Here is a 19,821-nt window from a genome sequence, read left to right on the forward strand (position 1 = left end):
TTATGAGCACAAATATCTGGATCATATTGCTCAATATTTTCGGCGTATTGATAGTTACCGTGCTGCTAGCAGCCATTTTAACTTGGGGCGAGCGCCGCCTATTGGGCTTTTGGCAAGATCGCCCGGGCCCTAACCGGGTCGGAAAATTTGGCACCCTGCAAGTTATTGCAGATATGATCAAGCTGTTCTTCAAGGAAGACTTCACTCCGAAATTTGCAGATATTCCCGTATTTGTACTGGCACCCACTGTAGTTATGGCAACCATGTTGATTGCCTTTGCCGTAGTGCCCATATCGCCCAATATTGGGGTCACAGACCTGAATATCGGTTTACTGTTTGTGCTGGCAATGAGTTCTATTGCGGTCTACAGCGTAATCCTTGGGGGATATGCATCAAATAATAAATATGCTCTGCTCGGTGGGCTAAGGGCTGCCGCTCAAACCGTGTCCTATGAAGTATTTATGGGTTTGAGCCTGATGGGTGTTGTTATGCTTTCTGGCAGTTTCAATCTGCGCGAGATTGTTAATGCCCAGGCAGATGGTTGGTTTATCATCCCTCAATTCCTGGGGTTTATTGTTTTCTTTATTGCCGGTATTGCCGAGAGCCGCAGAACTCCATTTGATCTTCCGGAAGCTGAGCACGAACTGACAGCGGGATTCCATACCGAATACTCCGGTATGAAGTTCGGCATGTTCTTTGTGGGTGAATACCTGGCAGTGATTCTAATTTCAGCGCTAATCACCACCCTGTTTCTCGGTGGATGGCATGGCCCCCTACTGCCCCCATTTATCTGGTTTTGCCTGAAGACTGCCATTCTGGTTGGTGTGTTTATTCTTTTAAGGGCGGCGATTCCACGCCCCCGCTATGACCAATTAATGAAATTCGGCTGGAAGGTCATGCTACCTCTGGCCCTGATCAATCTACTGGCTACCGCAGCGGTACTTTTGTGGACTGCCTAGAAAATTAAAATAAGCGTGCGAGGCCAAAGAAATGATTTCAAGCCAGATTCGCAGCATGTGGTTGGTATTTAAACACCTGTTCCGGAAGAACGTTACCGTACAATACCCTGACCAAAAGCCCTACCTGGCTCCCAGATATCGCGGCAGGATCGTGCTCACCCGAGATCCCAACGGTGACGAGCGCTGCGTTGCCTGTAATCTCTGCGCCGTTGCCTGCCCTCCTGATTGTATTTCACTGCAAAAAACAGAAGATCCTGACGGCCGCTGGCGTCCCGAATATTTTCGTATCAATTTTTCCCGCTGCATTATGTGTGGGCTTTGTGAAGATGCTTGCCCAACTTATGCCATTCAGCTAACACCTGACTTTGAAATGTGCGAGTACGATCGGCAAAACATGGTGTACGAAAAGGAAGACCTACTAATCAGTGGCCCCGGTAAGTATCACGACTACAGCTTTTATCAAATTGCAGGAAAGGCCATCTCAGGCAAGGACAAGGGCGAAGCTCAAAATGAGGCCGAGCCCATTAATGTAAAAAGCCTAAATCTCTGATTTCAAAAGGGCTAATAACTAAAAAGAGGTTGTCCCAGTGAATTACATTTTCTACTTAACCGCTGCGGTTGCCATTGTCTCAACCGCCATGGTTATTTTTCATAAGAACGCGGTCCACGCGCTACTTTATCTTGTCACTTCACTTTTATCGGTTGCCGTTATTTTCTACCAATACGGCGCTCCCCTGGCAGCAGCTTTGGAAGTTATTATTTATGCCGGCGCCATCATGGTATTGATAATTTTTGTCATCATGATGCTCAATCAGGGAGATGCTTCAGTTGCACAGGAGCAAGCCTGGTTGCAACCCCACACCTGGATTGGCCCAGCCCTTCTATCAGCAATTTTGTTAATCCAGTTACTTCTGCTGGTTAGTAGCGGGCAAATTCCTTCAGAGCAAACCTATCACTATATTGGGCCCAAACAGGTCGGTATCGCACTTTTTAGCCATTACGTTCTCGCTGTCGAACTCGCTTCAATGCTGCTTTTGGCAGGGCTTGTTGGAGCTTTTCACCTCGCCCGACACAGAAAAATAGTTAAACCGGAGTGAAGCTATGCCTATCGAATCTGCACCTGGTTTGGAGGCTGGCGTGCTGTTGGCCTCCATTCTGTTTTGCTTGGGGTTAGCCGGATTACTCATCCGAAGAAATATTATTTTTATGCTGATGTGTATTGAAATTTGCACCAATGCCGCAGCATTAATGTTTGTTGTCGCCGGCGCTCATTGGGGCAATGCTGATGGGCAGGTGATGTTTGTTTTTGTTGTCACCCTGGCCGCTGCCGAAGTAGCCATTGCACTGGCGCTGGTCTTGCAATTTTATTATCGCAAACACACGGTCGATATTGACCAGCTCAATGGATTGAGGGGTTAATATGAACGGATCACTAGCCTGGATACCATTGCTTCCCTTTCTTGGTTTCCTGACCCTCATCAGTATTCCACTGTTTACACAAAAGGAACCCTCACAAAAGTTAGTGAGCCTGATTGGTGTGGGCAGTGTGGGAATCGCAGCGATTCTGGTTTTTAACCTCGCACTCTCCACCTTTCTGGGCAACCCGGAATCGGTCGTTACACTGTCAGTTTGGCGGTGGATGCGGGTATCAGACCTCCAGCTCGGCTTCACCTTTCATGTGGACTGGCTAACCCTGGTAATGCTGATGATCATTACCGGAGTAGGCTTCCTTATCCACTTATACTCAGCCGGATATATGCGTGAAGATCCGGATTTCCGCCGCTACTTTTCCTACTTGAATCTATTTGTCTCTGCCATGTTAATTCTTGTAATGGCGGACAACCTGGTACTTCTCTATCTGGGATGGGAAGGCGTTGGTCTTTGTTCCTACTTGCTCATTGGATTTTGGTATAAGGACCCTGCAAACGGCGCGGCGGCACAGAAGGCATTTATCGTCACCCGCGTCGGCGATACCGCCATGGCGATCGGCTTGTTCCTGCTGTTCTTTGAGTTCTCAACACTAAATATACCGGAGCTCATCACAGCGGCAGGGAATCCCGGGGTCAATACTCAAATTATCACTATCGCTATGCTGCTGTTACTGGGTGGCGCTGTGGGTAAGTCAGCACAGATTCCACTCCAGACCTGGCTTCCCGATGCGATGGCAGGCCCCACTCCCGTCAGCGCCCTTATCCACGCTGCCACCATGGTGACGGCCGGGGTCTACTTGATCGCCCGTATGCACCCGCTTTATCAGCTGTCTGGAACCGCCATGACAGCTGTAGCCATTGTCGGCGCTCTGACTCTATTAATCTCCGGATTCAGTGCTATCGCACAAAGTGATATCAAACGGGTCCTGGCCTATTCAACCATCTCCCAGATTGGATATATGTTCCTGGCCCTGGGTGTGGGTGCCTGGTCAGGAGCCATCTTCCATTTGATGACCCACGCCTTCTTCAAGGCTCTGCTCTTCCTCTCCGCAGGGTCAGTAATCCTGAGCGTACATCACGAGCAGAATATCTTTGCCATGGGCGGCCTCTATCGCAAAATCCCCTTTACCTTTATCTGCTTTACCATCGGTTGCGCCTGCCTGGCAGCACTCCCATTTACATCCGGTTTCTACAGCAAAGATCATATTTTGCTCAGTGCTTATGAATATCATCAAGGAGTAAACCTGCTTTGGCTTGCCGGTCTATTAGGTGCGCTGGTCACAGGGATTTATAGCTTCCGGGTTCTGTTTCTTGCATTTCTGGGCAGTGAGGGCAGCGCCTCCTCACACTGTAAAGACGCCAATAACACGGTGATGATGCTTCCCTTGGGCCTCCTCGCTGTACTTGCCCTATTTGGTGGAATTCTCGCTCCACCTCTCCAGGGAGTCTTTGGCACCCCAACCGATGAACACCACTCCTGGGTCATTGAAGCCATTGCCATTGCCATGCCGCTGATCGGCCTGTTTATCGCCTGGAAAATGTTCCTGTTCGAGAAGAAGGTTGGGGAGCAGCGCTCTCCACTAATTCAGTTTTGGTTTAAGGGATGGGGTTTTGACTGGGTCTATGACCGGGTTTTTGTAAGACCTTTTAAATTTATCACCGCCCTTAACCACAAAGATATTATCGACAGCATCTACAAGGGTACCGCTTCGCTGAGTGCACATCTAAATAACGCCCTCAGCTCTTCACAAAATGGCCAAATACGTTGGTACCTGGCCACCTTTGTAGCCGGATCAATTTTATTCCTAGCCCTGTTGGTGGCTCTATGACATTACTGGCAATAATTATAATTTTATTTGTTGGGGGAATATTAGCCTGGCTGGCAGAGAAACATCTCTATGAGGGTGGACGCTTAATCAGCCTGGTTTCCCTGATTATCGCATCCCTACTCTTGATCAGCTATTTCCCCCAGGCAGAGTCCACAGCTGTTACAGGTGACAGTCAATGGTGGGATAACCTTTTGATATCCTGGATACCCAGGTTCGGGATCAGCTTCCATCTGGCAATTGATGGGCTCAGCTTTCTTATGCTAATGCTCACAATGGGGATGGGGATCTTTGGGCTAGTAATGACCTGGAATGATATCACCTTCCGGCGCGGCTTCTTTTATTTTAACTACCTGTGGACACTGGCCGGTATTGTCGGTGTGTTCACCGCTATCGACCTGTTTTTATTCTTTTTCTTCTGGGAAGTCATGCTGATTCCCATGCTGCTGTTGATTGCAGTTTGGGGCTATGAGGGCAGAGTCTACGCTGCGATAAAGTTCTTTATTTTCACCCAGGCAAGCAGCTTGTTAATGCTGATTGCCATCGTTGCCTTGGCATTTATCCACTATCGGAATAGCGGGCAACTGACCTTTAACTATATGGATTTGTTGGGTGCTCAACTGTCTGCAACAGCAGCTTATTGGTTAATGCTCGGATTTTTTATTGCCTTTATCGTCAAGTTGCCAGCGCTGCCCTTCCATACCTGGCTACCTGACGCTCATACCCAGGCTCCTACTGCCGGCAGTATTCTACTGGCGGCGATTCTGTTGAAGACAGGAGCCTATGGTTTACTACGTTTTACACTGCCCTTATTCCCGGAGAGTTCACAAGCTTTTGCACCGGTTGCAATGACCATTGGAGCCATCAGTGTGGTCTACGGCGCATCGCTGGCATTCGCTCAGAAGGATATGAAAAGGCTTGTGGCCTATTCAAGTGTGAGCCACATGGGATTTGTTCTATTGGGACTCTACGCACTGAATACTATCGCCCTGCAAGGCGCAGTGATGCAAATGATCGCCCACGGCTTGAGTACCGCTGCACTCTTCGCATTAGTAGGCGCACTACAGCATCGTCTCCATACTCGGGATATGAGTCAGCTCGGCGGTGTCTGGCCTCTTCTGCCAAAGCTATCCGCCGTTGCACTCTTCTTTGCCATCGCCTCACTGGGACTGCCTGGGCTGGGTAATTTTGTTGCTGAATTCCTGGTACTTGTTGGTAGCTTTAAAGCTAATCACTGGTTAACGGTTATTGCAGCAATTGGGCTTATTGGAGCAGCGCTCTATGCACTATTAATGATGCAACGTGTCTTCTTTGGCAAATTTAATGACAAATTAAAACCAGCTACAGAGGGGAAAACTGTCAGTGATCTAAGCCTCAGAGAGATCTCTGCGCTTCTTTCACTGGCGGTGCTTCTCGTGATCTTCGGGCTCCGCCCCCAGCCTATCTTTGATATCGCCGAACCTACGATAGCTAAATCAATGCAAAAATTTCAGCCCCCCGAAAATGAAGAAGTCGTCATAGAAAAGACAGGGCCGGAAACTTCAGCAAGCTTATCCTCTCCTACTGCTAAAAGCGCTAAAACAGGTACATCTCTATGAGTGCCCAAGAACTATTTTCTATCCTACCGCTTTTACTGATTAGTGCCGGTATTGTAATTTTGCTGCTCCAAGTATCATTCTGGAGGAATCATGCGGGCGCTCTGGTTACAACTCTTATCACCTTGGTAGCCGCTATCATTGCCTGTTTCTGGGTTGGAGCCAGCCTATCGGGCAATAACGGGTCTATTCAAGTGACTGCCCTACTCTCGATTGACTACAACTCATTGTTCTTCTGTCTGCTGATATTAGTTACCACCATAGCCGTCAGCGTTATGGGATACAACTACTTAAAACTTCGGTGTGACCTGAATAGAAATCCGGATAGCTATCCAGAAGAGTTTTATATACTACTTTTACTTGCCATTTTGGGAGCAAGCACCCTGGTATTTGCCAGCCACTTTGCCACCTTTTTCCTCGGTATAGAATTAATTAGCCTCGCACTTTATCCACTGTTGGGATTTGCGGTTACTGGCAATTTATCCTCAAGCAAAGATCAAGTAAATTCCCTGGAATCTGCCTTTAAATACTTAATCCTTTCAGCACTTTCTACCGCTCTCGGGCTATTCGGTATCGCATTAATTTATGCGGCGTCTGGGGCACTGGACTTTGGCAGTATCGCTACACGGATACAGGATCTTTCACAGACTTCTGCTCTTTTTGCAACCGGCGCCACTCTGCTGGTCATTTCTGTTGCTTTCAAGTTATCACTGGTTCCATTTCATATCTGGACACCCGATGTATTCCAGGGCGCACCTACGCCTACGACGGCGTTGATCGCCACAGTGGGAAAAACAGCCGTAATTGCCTTTCTGTTACGATTCTTTAATACCTTAAATCTCTACCAGAGCCCTATTCTTATTGACTTACTGACAATCGCCGCCATAGCTAGCATGCTGATAGGAAATTTATTGGCCCTGATGCAAAACAATATCAAAAGGCTGCTGGCCTACTCCTCAATCGGCCATATAGGCTATTTAATTGTGGCGTTTATCATCGGCAATAGCGCGTTTGGTACAGAGGCGGTTATTTATTACATGGTCGCCTATGTCATTACTACACTCGGAGCCTTTGCAATCGTTGGCCTGATAGCTGATTCAGTGGAGGCCGCACAACTAACCAATGGAACAAATGTCAGTGACGTGACCAACAGTGCAGATGATCCTTATCACAGGGACTTTTACCGGGGATTACTCTGGCGTAGTCCATGGCTGGCGAGCTGTCTTGCGCTAATGCTGTTATCTCTGGCTGGAATTCCCTTAACTATTGGATTTATTGGGAAGTTTTACGTCTTTACCGCAGGTGTTGAAGGAAAAATGTGGGCTCTTCTCGCTGGGGTGGTTATTGGTAGTGCATTGGGCCTCTTCTATTACCTTCGTCTTCTACTTACGATGGTACAAAGAGATGCCATTGACACTAGCAGTAACAGCGAAGCGTTACAAATCACCACTTCAGGGCAGTTTTTAATCGCAATTCTCGCCGCCGTACTGGTTTTTTTCGGAATATTTCCACAGGTCCTTATTAACTGGATAAATGCTATATAAAGTAGAGAGCGAGTGCTGATGTAAAAATATTTTAAAGCCCAGGCAATAGCCTGGTATCAGAGGGTACTTACTATGAAGACTTTCAAACAAGCATTTGAAGTCATCAAGGATGCTGAGAGATTTCACCTGGAAATGGCAGCTGTTTACGAGACCTTACTGGATAAATCAGAGGACTACCGAACCCAATTGCTATTAAAACACATGCTTGAGCATGAGCAGAGAATGGCGAAAAACCTGCAGAACTACAATGATGTAGCACAAAATAAGGTGATGAAGACATGGCTGCAATACACCCATGAAGAAAGTGCCAATGACTTTATTCGCCGCCTCAATCTGAGTGATCCACCGACAATTCGTGAAATTAATAATATGGGACGAGAGGTAGATCGCTATTTCTCAGAACTCTATCAGGCGGTGTATGGGGCAATTGAGTCGATGGAGGTGAAAGAAGTGTTTGAAGACCTGAAACAAATACAAGATAAGGAAAGAATTACCTTATCTATGGCCACAAATTCACTGTGGGATATGTAAAAACCCCGCTACTTACAGCGGGATCTAATCGTCACATAATTCTGCAGTCGGCTAACCCGGTATCAAGAAACACCAGGTTAGCCAGCTACAAAATTCCAGCTACAGCTGGGATTACTTAGAATTCATACTGCGCTCTTACGTAGTACAGAGCTCCATTGAATCCCATAGGTGCCGTTTCCGGATATTCCGCTCCAGCAACACCGGACCAGGGGTTTTTATCTGGATAGTTGTTGAATACGTTTTCCGCACCTGCGATCAAGGTCATGGAATCATTGAAGTCATAAGCAGCCTCAATATCCACAGTCCACTCATCACCGGCATCAATGGGCAAGCTGTAATCGTCCAAATGTGCTTCCCAGTAGCTACCGTAGTAGTTAAGTCGCACTAGGCCCCGCCAGCTGTCACCACTATGGGTGACAGATGCATTACCGCGCACCTCTGGTAAGCCATCCTCCAGCTGCCTGATACGCATTTCATCCATGGTATCCGTACTGAAATCGGTAACTTCCGTTTCCGTCCAGTTGAAAGCCAGGTTGAAATCTGTTGCATCACCGAGTGGGTAAGTCGCCACCAAGTCGATACCCTGGGTTTGGGTATCGAAGTCATTGGTGTAGAAACGGAAATATTCAAGGGAATCAGCACCACTGATGCCATCCTGAACCAACTGATCGCGCTCTTCATCAGTCAGTTCCTGGTTAGCAGATTGAGTGATTCGATCTGTTACCTCAATGAGGAAGTAATCCAGGGTAATATCCCAATCACCTGCGGCAATAATTGTACCGAAAGTAAAGCTCTGAGACTCCTCTGGCTGCAGCTGCTCACCGCCTTTCAATACGGCAATGGGGTTAGTTGGAGGAATGGTTCCCCGATTAGCCAATGCACCATTGGTATAGGCGGTAGTGACATTGGTAATGTTGGATTGGCCCGGTGTCGGGGCACGGAAACCGGTGCTCAGCGTAGAGCGCAGGGCAATCACATCGTTGATTGTATAGTGGGCTGACAATTTGAAATTGGAAGTGTCGCCGAAATCAGAGAAATCTTCCCAACGCAGTGCCGCACCTAACCGAAGAGCTTCGACGACTTCGAGTTCGAAGTCGGTGTAAAGCGCAATATTATCCCGGTCAAAAGTACCTACAACCTCTGGACCAAAACCAGAGAACCCATTCGAACCAATCAAGAAACCCTGCTCTGCCAGATCGCCGACTTGCCAGGAGGCTGTATCACCCTGTTTAACTTCAAACTCTTCCTCACGCCATTCAAAGCCCGTGGCCATGAACAGTGGCATTCCGGCAAGTTCAATGCTCTTAGTCAAATCTATATTGAAATTGGTTTCTTCCTGTACATAACCGCCAGGGCTAAATCTGGTCGGGCTGTCAGGCCCGAGCGTAGCGTTAACGGTGTTGTAGATTAGGAAGTCTACTTCGTTGTGACCGGTACTGGCACTTACGTCGTAGCCAATGCCATTTGCAAATTCACCACGAACACCAAATACCGCTGAGTAGTCCTCTAGCTCACCGCCAAAGCGCGGAGTAAATCCGCCAGGGAACATTTCGGTGTATGAGAAGCACTCATCACTAGACTGTGCTTCCTCGTGGGTCATGCCAATACAATCATAGATACCATTGCTAGCATCCAGATCACCAATTAAGGGCTCATCATCAAGCGCATAAACGCCGGGACGAGTTTCCGGGTTCCGGAAGTAAAAGCCCCCATCTGTTTCGCGGCTGGCATAGTTACCAAAGGCATACAGCTCAGCAGTATCATTTATCTCTATGGCACTGTTAACAAAGAACTTGGTGTCGTCATTAACTTCTGGCTGGCCCCAGATCTGCGCAGGATTGGCAACATAGGTATTGCCATCGGCGATCAACTGGGCTGCATCATCCCGCTGCACACTGCGGCTGGTAGAATCCTGCTCACGATACTCGAGGCTGACATTCACAAAACCAGAATCCGTCAGAGGCAGACCGAAATTCGCCGCTATCGTACTCTGATCACCATCACCTTCAGCGGTAGTTGCATACTTGGCTTCAACCGTGCCGCCCTCAGCTGCATCCTTTAACTGAAAGTTGATAACGCCGGCAATCGCATCGGAGCCATATTGGGCTGCGGCACCGTCACGCAGGACTTCAACCTGTTTCAGAGCAATCGCCGGAATTGCGGAGATATCTGGCCCCTGAGCACCATCTGAAACACCACTTCCGAGGAAGGAAATGACGGCAGCGCGATGGCGACGCTTACCATTTACCAGAACCAGTGTGCTATCGGGTGGCAGTCCACGCAGGTTTGCAGGGCGAACGATTGAGGCAGCATCAGAAATTGGCTTTGCATTAACGTTATAGGATGGAACAACGTTTCTAAGCAGATTACTGAGATCTCCATCACCCTGGTTTACAAATTCTTCTCCGGTCACGATATCGATGGGAGCGGAGGAATCTGTAGCGGAACGCCCTTCAACACGGGTACCGATTGTTATCACTTCCTCAAGGAGTGCATCTTCAGCAAAAGTGGGACTGCTTAATGCAGCAATCGAAGCTGCAAGCAGAGAGGGAGCGCCACAGGCTGTAAGCCAGCGCTTCTTTTTTCATTCATAGGAGAAATACCCTGTTTTAGTTATCTCTTATTTTCTTCCGAGCCAAATCAACCAGCTTTCACTTAAACCAACTTGTGCGTTAAAGCAAAAATAAATTGGCTAATTGAGGTAGTGCTCCAGGAGATCAATAAAAATTTTTTACGCACTTGAAAGCTCGCTTATGCAGAGGGAGGTTACCATCAATACATTCACTGCAAGAAGTGTGACAACCAGAGAAAATGCCAGAAAAACTACAATTTGCAAGAGCAAAAAAGGCAATTTAAAAATTAAGAACGACTAAAAATGTAGATACTGACAAAACTGCCAAAAATAAAATAAATCTAACTAGATGATTAAATTAAATTTTATTACAAGAGGAAGCAAAATAGAGCGCACATACACAAGCAGGGTATATCCCAAATAATAACTTCTACAGAGGACAAATGAAACTTATTTGATGATTTGAGGTGAAAAAACAACCTTAGCTTGCGGTAATAAACATGATAATTATCATTTCCACAAACAAATACTGTGAAGATATTTTATCTTGTCAGCTCTAACTCACAGACAAACATCCACAGAAAACCCACTTAACAAAAGAGATTAATACTAAAAAACTAATAAATATGGGACAAGCAAGCCTAACAAGAGTGTATTTGTGTTATAAAAAAACCACCCACTGATACACTTCGAAGCAAGTAGAGTTGCTTTAATGGATGTCACAGTGGAGCATCAGTCTAACTTTTGGTTGACAAAGATATCTCTAAGTAAACCTAGCAACACTATTCAACAATCAAGTGCGAACTTTATTGCGGCTTGAGCGTGAATCTCTGTGGAGTTCATCAGGTGAGTAGAGGTATCCTCTTGCGAAAGCAACATGCAAATCTCTGTACAACCTAGGATCACACCTTCGGCACCTTGTTTGGATAGCAAATCCACAATACGAATAAATTCCATTTTTGAACTATTAAGGACTCTCCCCTTACAGAGCTCTTCGTAAATAACCTGGTGGACTATCTCTCTATCGCTGGGCTCCGGAATCAAAACCTCAATCCCATACTTTTCCTGCATATAGCCACGATAGAAATCTTGCTCCATAGTAAAAGCTGTCGCCAACAAGCCGACGGTCTTTATCCCTCTGTTCTTAAGTACTTCAGCTGTAGCATCACCAATATGTAAAAAAGGTACATCAAGAGTCTCGATAATATCTCCAGCTACTTTATGCATAGTATTAGTGCACAATAAAATGCCCTCAGCACCAGCTTTTTCCAGGCATATTGCCGCCTCAACCAATAGCTTACTTGCCTGAGCCCAATCACCCTCCATTTGTAACCGTGCAATTTTTTCAAAATCGACGCTATAAAGTAGAATTTCGGCCGAGTGCAGCCCTCCTAACCTTTGAGCAATTCCTTCATTAATCAGGCGATAATAAATTGCTGTACTCTCCCAACTCATTCCACCCAAAAGGCCAATCTTCTTCATCTTTGAGCTCATCTAATATCCCTTAATACATGTTGCGAATACTAACATGAGAGAGTCGAAAGACTGATTGTAAATTGAGGGCATTCAGGAATAGCGACAACTTAATTAAAAGTACCAATTTATATAAAATCGGTACTCACTTATAAATTACATACGGACGTGATTTAATACTTTTCTTATTCTTAGTGAAAGATCAATAATCAGACACTTCTGTAGGATCAACCCGCATACAGGAAGCTATTAAGTTTCTCTTACTGAAGTTGTAACCGGACACGACACTCATCAAGTTTTCCCTTCCCAATAGCCGGTGGGTAATCTCACCAAGAGGCAATCCTTGCCGGTCCAATTCCCGTGCTTCAGTTGCAAGATTTAACAAATAATCATACTTGGCTTGTAAGCGGATTTTTCCTTTTTCTACAATCCCTCTATGAGGACAAAATATAATATCAAAATCATAGGTGAGCACTTTTTTGATACTGTGCATTAAAGTTGGAATACTTTCATCTTTACGCAATAGCTTTAACTTACTAGCTACATACAGATCAGCAGTGAATATCCACCCTCGATCCTGAACCAGATAACAGGTCATGTCTTTGGCATGCCCTGGTGCGGGGATAACAACTACCTTTTCGCCGGAGAACCTTAAATCTTCCGGTAGTGGCGCAGCTTCCGCACGCCCGGCCCTCCCCCAAATCAGCATCTGTATTGGCGGTATCCGAAAACCTCTCTTTAATATCTCTACTGTCGCCTTAGGAGCTCTTGGCTGTATACCAGTAAGCTTATAAATTGCGCCGGCGTTACCACTATGATCTTCGTGGTGATGGGTGAGGACTAATTGCCGAAAAGGTTTATTTTTTACAAACCACTTGACGTATTTCCACTGGTTACTGGGGCCGGCATCGATAATAGTGTCACCCAACCGATATACAATAAAGGTTGTATTGATACCAAAATCGAAACGGCCGACCCTTTGCGCATCCAGATCTTGATAGTCAAAAGAATCAATAACCGACACGCCACTCTCCAGCGCAAGAGACAGACCTTTAAGGAATTATAGAAGCATATCTATAAGGGCAGTCCTCCCTGGCAATTAGGAAATTTTAACGCCAACCATCGCAGGCTCAGGGAAAGAGAGTTTGATATAAGCTTAAATACGACACAGTGACCTTAATGGTGACAAGCTACTTTGTCATCTTTAAACGCAACTGCAAACCCAACTTGGATGTGGCGCCAGTGGTGACCCAGGCAACGCGCCCGTCAGTGTCGACAATCAGCAAGGTTGGCGTCACTTTAATGCCCCATTGGGCGCTTAAAACACCATATGGATCATTTAGAGAAGGAAAAGCAAGTTTGTGATTCCGCATATATTCAGTAACCACCTCTTCTGTTCCAGACTGCATCGCAACACCAACAACCTGGTAATCCCGAGACAGGTCAGTCACAGCGGGGGAAACTATCCGGCAATAGGGGCACCAGGTTGCCCAAAAATAAATTAATACTGGACCTTTAGAGTACATTTGCTTTAGGTCAATAAGATTTCCCTGCAGCGATTGCCCCTCTAACTGAGGGGCCTGGTTCTCAGGGATATCTCTTTGGTGGAAATAACCCACGGCAGTAACCATTAGTACCGCCAAGATGATAAATATCAACGCCTGAACCAGGAAGCTATAACGAGCTTTTTTCACCCCAAATAAACTCCTTTAGTACTTCACACTACACCCATAAGCCCGCGACGAAGACTTGGGCACAGCCAGTCCCTTCAGTGAAGCATCCAGTGCAGCAGAAACATAATTGTGTGAACTGCCTAGAACCGCAGGATTGGCTGAGTCATTATCATCAATGGCTCCAGCATATACGACTTCCCCCTGAGGATTAATGATAAACATATGTGGGGTAGTTTTAGCTCCATAAGCACGCCCCATAACTCCAGAGGTATCCAGTAAGAAGGGTACGCTTGCGCCGAGGTTATGACTCTGTGCAACTGCCATAGCCTGCTCTGGCTCCAAATAGCCCTGCTTTCCTTTAGCGGAAGAAATTACCGTGAGCCAATTTACTTTCTGTGCTGTATACCTTTTTTGTAGGGACTGCATATTACCACTGCCATAGTGTTTCCTGACATAGGGGCAATCTTTATTAAACCATTCAATAACCAACCATTGGCCTGTGTAATCGGAGAGATTGTGAGTTTTTCCAGCAGCATCCACTACTGAGAATTCTGGCGCTTTTTGTCCAGGAACGGCTGCTGCCAATACAACACTCGGTAACATCAGGAATAAAAGCAAAATTCCTTTAAGTATCGAATTATTCACGTTGAAAAATAATTTCATAATTAACCATCCTCACTATTAACAGTTAAGTGCTTACTAAACAGTGCTGCAATTAAAGACTCTTGCAGCAGTGGTGGAAGTAACTCTGGTTTTTTCTCTCCTGCAGGATACCATGCATATACAGGTACAGAGTTCCGCCCTAAATCCTGCAGAGCTTGGGTAATTTCAGGGTTATAACGCGTCCAGTCGGCCCGAATAAGAAGCACGTTATTCTTTTTAAATAATGCTTGTACACTTGGGGTATCAAGCACCAGCTTTTTATTTACCTGGCAGGTAATACACCAGGCTGCGGTATAGTCAATAAATACAGGGCGCCCATTATCCAAGGCTTCCGTCAAAAGTGCCTTGTCATAACGATGCCAGTCATACGCCATTTCTGCAGGTTGCTCACCACCCTCCATACGGATTGCCGGTAGAGATATTAGCAAAATAGCAGCGACACAAATCAGACCCGCTGCTCCCCCTTTTTGGAAAAATTTTTTACTAGCCAGATTGCAAGAGTAACAACGAGCAACAGGCTTAAACCGGCCAACCAACCAGAGTCCCCAGCTAGGCGCCCTAAAATCCATAGTAGCCATATCACCGTTGCGTAAAGCGGAAATGCCAGAAACTGACGCAACTTCTCCATCCATGGACCTGGAGCTGGCAGATGCCTCAGTATTACAGGACTTGCACACATCAAAATAAATGGCGCAGCGAGCCCTAAACCAAGGCATAAGAAGATGAGTAGAGCCTGAAGTGGAGGAATCACCACCGCTGCTCCCAGAGCTGCTCCCATAAATGGACCGGTACAGGGGGCGGCAACAAAGACAGCTAAAACACCGGTGGAAAAGGAGTCACGGCTACTGGAGCTAGCAAGCCCCATTAATCGGTGCCCAAACTCAAAAAAGCCGCTAAAGGATAGGGCCATCAGCCAGAAGAGCATAATTAACCCAATTACCACAACCGGTGACTGAAGTTGAAAACCCCAGCCAACGGCCAACCCTCCCCAGCGTAGCGCCAATAAAGCAAGCCCCAAAGCAAGAAAAGTCACCATAATGCCGGCACTATATAGGAAAGATTCACGCAAACGTTCGGCTCGGCGATTACCACCGTTAATCAGTCCAAATAGCTTTATGGACAGCACCGGGAAAACACAGGGCATCAGATTCAATAGGAGACCGGCAATAAATGCTGACAGAAGTAAAAGCCATATAGAGGTCGCGCTCTTCTCAATTTCCACTTGGGATAAGAGGGGGCAGAAACTTTCCAGGCCCGGCTCGAGTCTGTAATCACAAAATCGCTACTTTCAATAATCTCGGAACCTGGCAGACGCTTGAACTTGTAGAGGAGAGTTTCATCTTCGCGCTGAACTTCTGGCTCAGACGCAGAGTACAAGTCACCATTTACGGGGAAAATACTAGGTATCTCATCGCTACGATTCCCACTGAGCTGCAAAGTAATATGCTCACTACCTCGTGCTGAAATGGATACTGGTTGCCACGGGCTCTCACTTTCTCCCCCTGGAAGCCTGTTGGCAAAGTAATTCCTTAACGCCAGATCTGTAGCTGGCCAAGCCGCCTGCTCTGCAACCGGCCGTACAAGGCTCATAGTGGCAAAGCCCGGTATGCAATCCACTTTACAAACCAACCACTCCAGGTCCGCATGCAGGGTCACCTCTTGCGTGCGCTTATCTGGGAGGAGCTGGAACAGGTAGGCAACATTCCCGGAGTACCCTAGGTTAGTAAGATGCTCTACCCGGAGGCGCGTTGGGAATGGCCATTCGATCGGCCCTAATAAAGCGCCCTGAGCCTCCATATCAAACCGGGGAGCCGCCCCTGAATCTCCAGCATTACGCCAATACACATGCCATCCAGGATCTACCTCAAAGTAGAACCCAACCGTCTCTCTCATTCCTTGGCGAAATGTATCAGGTGCCAGCCAACGCACCTTGACGTGATCACCAGATGCCGTCTCCTGTGCTACAGGGAGACCCGCAACCAACAGTAACGTAAAACAGCAGATGTTGATCAGCGTGGTCTTTATTTTCAATGTGATTCTCCTTCTCGCCTAATCAACTGGTACTCCCCCTTTGGGTCAGATACAAGTTACAACATTGGCCTCACCCATCACAAAACGAAGTCTCACTATACTCCGATCATACCTAACCTAAAGAAGCGCCCAGAATGCCTGCCTTGCAGATAAGTGACGGCCGTATCCTTACTTATGATGACTATGGTGATCCAAATGGCTGGCCTGTGCTTTTCAATCATGGCTTCTCAGATTCGCGACTAATTCGCAATCCTGATAAGGACCTTACCGCATCTCTTGGCGTAAGAGTCATCTCTGTAGATCAACCTGGTGTGGGGGGATCATCTCCCCATAGAGGCCGGCGAATGGTTGATTGGGGGGCCGATATCGAAGAACTGGTTAATCGTCTAAATATCGAGACATTTTCGGTAGTCGGCCATTCAGGTGGTGCCCCTCATGCACTTTCTATCGCTAACAAACTTCCCCACAGAGTCTCTAAAATTGCCCTTGCAGCCCCTGTTGCGCCACTGGACTACCCAGGAATGACTGACCTGCTAAAAAACCCGGATATCAGACTTATCGCAAAGATTCATCGTTGGCAATTTCTTACTCGTTGTCTGTGCCGATTAAGTGCATACCAAGCCAATAGCAATATACAAGATTATATTCAGCTCTTTGCAAAGAAAGACGCCTCTGATGCCGCACTGTTTATTCGAGACCCGGCTCTTAAGAAAATGTTTGAAGAATCATTCTCTGCTGGAGCAACGCAGCATGGGGAGGGTTTTTTTGAAATGATAATGGCGCTTTGGGATTGGGGGTTTGATCCTCGTGAAATCACCACTTCCACCAAAATATTTTATGGTGATGCCGACGATATAATTGATATTAAAATGCCAGAATATCTCTCAAGTATAATGCCAAATAGCTCAACTCAAAGCTGGCACCAGCTGGGACACTATGCCTTTGTTAACAAGTACTGCTGGGTTGAGTTGCTCAAGTCAGCTCGCAAGTAAGCCTTGCGAACTTTACGAGCAACGCTTTTATCTAGCCATCAACAGGCAAAGCCTCTACTGCACTTACCGGAACCAGGCTTGAAATAAAATCCTCAGTGGCCACATCCCAGGAATAGGTCCTGGCATGAGTAACACAGTCCGATCGGTCCAATAATAGTGCCTTTTCTATGGCCACTTGCAGATTGCTATCCAACGCTCCAACGGGGGCATCACCAATGATATCTTTCGGACCTGTCACAGGGTAGGCGGCAACGGGCAAACCACAGGCTAAAGACTCAAGATTAACCAGACCAAAAGTGTCAGTTACCGAAGGAAATACAAAAACATCTGCAGCGCTGTAGCATTCAGTTAAGTCCTTACCCTCTTTAATTCCCAGATATACCGCCTGTGGAAACTTCCTCTTTAATTCATTGAGTTGAGGACCATCCCCCACGATAACTTTTGTTCCCGGTAACTCAAGAGATAAAAACTTATCCAGCGATTTTTCCACTGCAACACGCCCTACATTGAGCATGATAGGTCGAGTTAGGCCCTCAAAAAGTTTTGTCTCAACCGGGTGGAATTTTTCTAACTCTACGCCTCTTCGCCAGCGGGTGACACGGGCAATCCCCAAGGTTCGAGCTTCCGCTGCCATACCATCTGTAGTCACCATTGTTTGTGCTGCGGAATTATGAAAGCGACGAAGGAGACCGTGTAACCACTTCAGTGGAACTTTATAGCGAATCGATACATATTCAGAGAGACGGGACAGCCAAGATGTCGTAAAACGCAAATTATTCCGCTTGCAGTAGCCACGAACAGCCCACCCCACAGGACCTTCACTCATAATGTGAATAGCGTCCGGTGAAAAATCCTCAATAATTCGGGCAGCTTTCACACCAGGAAATACTGCAATTTTCACTTCTTTATAGCCCGGCCAGGGGAAATTAGTAAAATCAGTAGCAGAAACAATTTTTACTTGGTGCCCCCTTGCTATGAGTTCTTTCTCAGTTTTTTCCAGTACTCTGGAAACACCATTTAGTTGCTCCGGATATGTATCCGTAGCAATCAAAATCTTCATATTTTGCACTCTTCAGCTATAGACATTAAACCTCACCTTCCACAGGCAGCCTTGATTTCATATAAAACCAGGACCATTGAAGTATAAAAAAATCACCACTTCGACACACAAGGGATTTTAGCTTGGTCACATCGATGTGAATATTTTTTGGCAATACCCTCAACTTCAGTGAGAAGATTATCATTCAGAGTTATAGGCTTGAGCCCCATCTCGATAAGCTGATCATTATTTACCAACAAATCATTTTCTGCTGACTCTTTTCTGGGGTTGTCCAAGTAGGCAATTCCCACCCCTGTCTTGTTGGAGATTAAATTTGCTAGATCCCTGATACGATGCGTCTCTGTCATTTGATTCAGAATTTTGACTCTATCGCCTATCTCTGGAGGATTTTCAATAGCTAACTGAATACATTGACAGGTATCCTGAATATGAATAAATGCCCGCTTCTGGCCGCCAGTGCCATGAACGGTAAGTGGGTAATTAATCGCCGCTTGCATCAGGAATCGATTGAGGACTGTTCCATAATCACCATCATAATCAAATCGATTAATCAGAGATTCATCCCTCTGTGTTTGTCGGGTCTGGGTACCCCAAACGATCCCTTGGTGTAAATCAGTGACACGTACCTGATCGTTCTTGTTATAGAAGGAAAATAACAATTGATCCTGAGCCTTTGTCATATGATAGATAGAACCTGGATTACTAGGGTAAAGAATCTCCTGTTCATTCAAATACCCTTCAGTCTCTACCTGGATTTTTAAATATCCTTCGGGAATAGTGAGACCAGCTGTTCCATACCCGTATACACCCATAGTACCCAAGTGAATCAAATGTATATCCAATCCGCTTTCTACTATAGCCGCCAGGACATCATTGGTAGCATTCAAGTTATTATCAAGTGTATAACGTCTATGCCGGACAGATTTCATCGAATAGGGTGCGGCACGCTGTTCAGCAAAATGTACAATCGCGTCTGGTTTTTCCTCTTTTAAGAGAGTGACCAATCGCTCAAAATCCTGTCCGAGGTTAATATAAATATGCCTGATGGACATACCGGAAACTTCACGCCATACACGAAGCCGCTCAGACAGGTGCCTGATTGGTGTCAATGAATCAACTTCAAGCTCAATATCAATTTTTCGCCGTGATAAGTTATCAACAATAATAACTTCATAACCCACCTCTGAAAGGTGGAGAGATGTAGGCCAACCACAAAATCCATCACCTCCCAAAATCAATACTTTCCTCACCCTACCCCCTAAAAACTCTTAGGAATTTATACAATTCGAATACACTAATATTTTTATCAGCTTCGAATTAACCTACCTCATTCAAAAGTACCAGCCACAGTTAAACGAAGCCATACGGGCAAATTTATTCGATTTTTTGTGACATTGTCGTGACAATCCATATCACTATCCATGTTCCTTGTACGCCACAATGAGAAAAAACGAACCACTCGTTAAAAATAT

At 46.2% G+C, this 19,821-nt stretch carries 19 protein-coding genes; 9 read left to right on the forward strand and 10 right to left on the reverse strand.

All coding sequences use genetic code 11. The features are described 5' to 3' along the window. Positions 1–2: 2 nt before the first annotated feature. The 8 genes from nuoH (at position 3) to P0078_RS08830 (ending at position 7,885) form a co-directional block, all read left to right on the forward strand. Positions 3–959: an NADH-quinone oxidoreductase subunit NuoH gene (gene nuoH, locus P0078_RS08795; protein WP_282934030.1), complete on the forward strand. Its 957-nt coding sequence runs from the start codon at positions 3–5 to the stop codon at positions 957–959. A 31-nt stretch (positions 960–990) separates the two neighbouring features. After that, positions 991–1,509, forward strand: a complete 519-nt coding sequence (gene nuoI, locus P0078_RS08800; protein ID WP_282934031.1) for an NADH-quinone oxidoreductase subunit NuoI — start codon at positions 991–993, stop codon at positions 1,507–1,509. Between the two features lie 37 nt (positions 1,510–1,546). Beyond that, complete coding sequence (gene nuoJ, locus P0078_RS08805) at positions 1,547–2,056, forward strand: NADH-quinone oxidoreductase subunit J (protein WP_282934032.1); 510 nt, start codon at positions 1,547–1,549, stop codon at positions 2,054–2,056. Positions 2,057–2,060: 4 nt separating this feature from the next. Beyond that, on the forward strand, positions 2,061–2,378 hold the full coding sequence (gene nuoK, locus P0078_RS08810) for an NADH-quinone oxidoreductase subunit NuoK (protein WP_444892930.1): 318 nt from the start codon (positions 2,061–2,063) through the stop codon (positions 2,376–2,378). A 1-nt stretch (position 2,379) separates the two neighbouring features. After that, positions 2,380–4,218: an NADH-quinone oxidoreductase subunit L gene (gene nuoL, locus P0078_RS08815; protein ID WP_282934033.1), complete on the forward strand. Its 1,839-nt coding sequence runs from the start codon at positions 2,380–2,382 to the stop codon at positions 4,216–4,218. Then, positions 4,215–5,813, forward strand: coding sequence for an NADH-quinone oxidoreductase subunit M (nuoM, locus tag P0078_RS08820; RefSeq protein ID WP_282934034.1), 1,599 nt, complete (start codon positions 4,215–4,217; stop codon positions 5,811–5,813). The genes nuoL and nuoM overlap by 4 nt, the downstream gene beginning before the upstream one ends. Beyond that, positions 5,810–7,354, forward strand: coding sequence for an NADH-quinone oxidoreductase subunit N (locus P0078_RS08825; protein WP_282934035.1), 1,545 nt, complete (start codon positions 5,810–5,812; stop codon positions 7,352–7,354). The genes nuoM and P0078_RS08825 overlap by 4 nt, the downstream gene beginning before the upstream one ends. A gap of 72 nt (positions 7,355–7,426) precedes the next feature. Further along, positions 7,427–7,885, forward strand: a complete 459-nt coding sequence (locus P0078_RS08830) for a hypothetical protein (protein WP_282934036.1) — start codon at positions 7,427–7,429, stop codon at positions 7,883–7,885. A 115-nt stretch (positions 7,886–8,000) separates the two neighbouring features. Here P0078_RS08830 and P0078_RS08835 read toward each other — a convergent pair whose 3' ends face one another. From P0078_RS08835 to P0078_RS08870, 8 genes are all read right to left on the reverse strand, one after another. Continuing rightward, complete coding sequence (locus tag P0078_RS08835) at positions 8,001–10,364, reverse strand: TonB-dependent receptor plug domain-containing protein (protein WP_282934037.1); 2,364 nt, start codon at positions 10,362–10,364, stop codon at positions 8,001–8,003. A gap of 879 nt (positions 10,365–11,243) precedes the next feature. Then, positions 11,244–11,951: an aspartate/glutamate racemase family protein gene (locus P0078_RS08840; RefSeq protein WP_282934038.1), complete on the reverse strand. Its 708-nt coding sequence runs from the start codon at positions 11,949–11,951 to the stop codon at positions 11,244–11,246. A 181-nt stretch (positions 11,952–12,132) separates the two neighbouring features. Continuing rightward, the gene (locus P0078_RS08845; RefSeq protein ID WP_282934039.1) at positions 12,133–12,954 is read right to left on the reverse strand and encodes an MBL fold metallo-hydrolase; all 822 of its coding nucleotides are present in this window, start codon (positions 12,952–12,954) and stop codon (positions 12,133–12,135) included. A 166-nt stretch (positions 12,955–13,120) separates the two neighbouring features. Continuing rightward, complete coding sequence (locus P0078_RS08850; protein ID WP_282934040.1) at positions 13,121–13,624, reverse strand: protein disulfide oxidoreductase; 504 nt, start codon at positions 13,622–13,624, stop codon at positions 13,121–13,123. 15 nt (positions 13,625–13,639) lie between these two features. Beyond that, positions 13,640–14,266 (reverse strand): thioredoxin family protein, encoded by a 627-nt coding sequence (locus P0078_RS08855; RefSeq protein WP_282934041.1) that lies wholly within the window; start codon positions 14,264–14,266, stop codon positions 13,640–13,642. 2 nt (positions 14,267–14,268) lie between these two features. Next, positions 14,269–14,667 (reverse strand): thioredoxin family protein, encoded by a 399-nt coding sequence (locus P0078_RS08860; protein ID WP_282934042.1) that lies wholly within the window; start codon positions 14,665–14,667, stop codon positions 14,269–14,271. 44 nt (positions 14,668–14,711) lie between these two features. Then, the gene (locus P0078_RS08865) at positions 14,712–15,410 is read right to left on the reverse strand and encodes a protein-disulfide reductase DsbD family protein (RefSeq protein WP_282934573.1); all 699 of its coding nucleotides are present in this window, start codon (positions 15,408–15,410) and stop codon (positions 14,712–14,714) included. Positions 15,411–15,415: 5 nt separating this feature from the next. Beyond that, positions 15,416–16,297 (reverse strand): protein-disulfide reductase DsbD domain-containing protein, encoded by an 882-nt coding sequence (locus tag P0078_RS08870; RefSeq protein WP_282934043.1) that lies wholly within the window; start codon positions 16,295–16,297, stop codon positions 15,416–15,418. A gap of 134 nt (positions 16,298–16,431) precedes the next feature. On the opposite strand from P0078_RS08870, the gene P0078_RS08875 reads away from it, so the two are divergent. Next, on the forward strand, positions 16,432–17,289 hold the full coding sequence (locus tag P0078_RS08875) for an alpha/beta hydrolase (RefSeq protein ID WP_282934044.1): 858 nt from the start codon (positions 16,432–16,434) through the stop codon (positions 17,287–17,289). 31 nt (positions 17,290–17,320) lie between these two features. Here the strand turns inward: P0078_RS08875 and P0078_RS08880 are convergent, their stop codons facing one another. Further along, positions 17,321–18,349: a glycosyltransferase family 4 protein gene (locus P0078_RS08880; RefSeq protein ID WP_282934045.1), complete on the reverse strand. Its 1,029-nt coding sequence runs from the start codon at positions 18,347–18,349 to the stop codon at positions 17,321–17,323. 92 nt (positions 18,350–18,441) lie between these two features. Further along, a complete protein-coding gene (locus tag P0078_RS08885; protein ID WP_282934046.1) occupies positions 18,442–19,599 on the reverse strand; it encodes an NAD-dependent epimerase/dehydratase family protein in 1,158 nt (385 codons plus the stop codon). Positions 19,600–19,821: the final 222 nt, after the last annotated feature.

The organism is Microbulbifer sp. VAAF005 (genome assembly GCF_030012985.1).
Taxonomy (GTDB): domain Bacteria; phylum Pseudomonadota; class Gammaproteobacteria; order Pseudomonadales; family Cellvibrionaceae; genus Microbulbifer.

What these genes read in the sequence shown, in the direction of transcription:
- P0078_RS08860 (WP_282934042.1), bottom strand. Translation starts at nt 14,667, where the DNA reads ATGGAGGGTGGTGAGCAACCTGCAGAAATGGCGTATGACTGGCATCGT.
- P0078_RS08880 (WP_282934045.1), bottom strand. Translation starts at nt 18,349, where the DNA reads ATGAAGATTTTGATTGCTACGGATACATATCCGGAGCAACTAAATGGT.
- nuoK (WP_444892930.1), top strand. Translation starts at nt 2,061, where the DNA reads ATGCCTATCGAATCTGCACCTGGTTTGGAGGCTGGCGTGCTGTTGGCC.
- P0078_RS08825 (WP_282934035.1), top strand. Translation starts at nt 5,810, where the DNA reads ATGAGTGCCCAAGAACTATTTTCTATCCTACCGCTTTTACTGATTAGT.
- P0078_RS08830 (WP_282934036.1), top strand. Translation starts at nt 7,427, where the DNA reads ATGAAGACTTTCAAACAAGCATTTGAAGTCATCAAGGATGCTGAGAGA.
- P0078_RS08865 (WP_282934573.1), bottom strand. Translation starts at nt 15,410, where the DNA reads ATGCCCTGTGTTTTCCCGGTGCTGTCCATAAAGCTATTTGGACTGATT.
- nuoM (WP_282934034.1), top strand. Translation starts at nt 4,215, where the DNA reads ATGACATTACTGGCAATAATTATAATTTTATTTGTTGGGGGAATATTA.
- nuoL (WP_282934033.1), top strand. Translation starts at nt 2,380, where the DNA reads ATGAACGGATCACTAGCCTGGATACCATTGCTTCCCTTTCTTGGTTTC.
- P0078_RS08855 (WP_282934041.1), bottom strand. Translation starts at nt 14,266, where the DNA reads ATGAAATTATTTTTCAACGTGAATAATTCGATACTTAAAGGAATTTTG.
- nuoH (WP_282934030.1), top strand. Translation starts at nt 3, where the DNA reads ATGAGCACAAATATCTGGATCATATTGCTCAATATTTTCGGCGTATTG.
- P0078_RS08840 (WP_282934038.1), bottom strand. Translation starts at nt 11,951, where the DNA reads ATGAGCTCAAAGATGAAGAAGATTGGCCTTTTGGGTGGAATGAGTTGG.
- nuoI (WP_282934031.1), top strand. Translation starts at nt 991, where the DNA reads ATGATTTCAAGCCAGATTCGCAGCATGTGGTTGGTATTTAAACACCTG.
- P0078_RS08875 (WP_282934044.1), top strand. Translation starts at nt 16,432, where the DNA reads ATGCCTGCCTTGCAGATAAGTGACGGCCGTATCCTTACTTATGATGAC.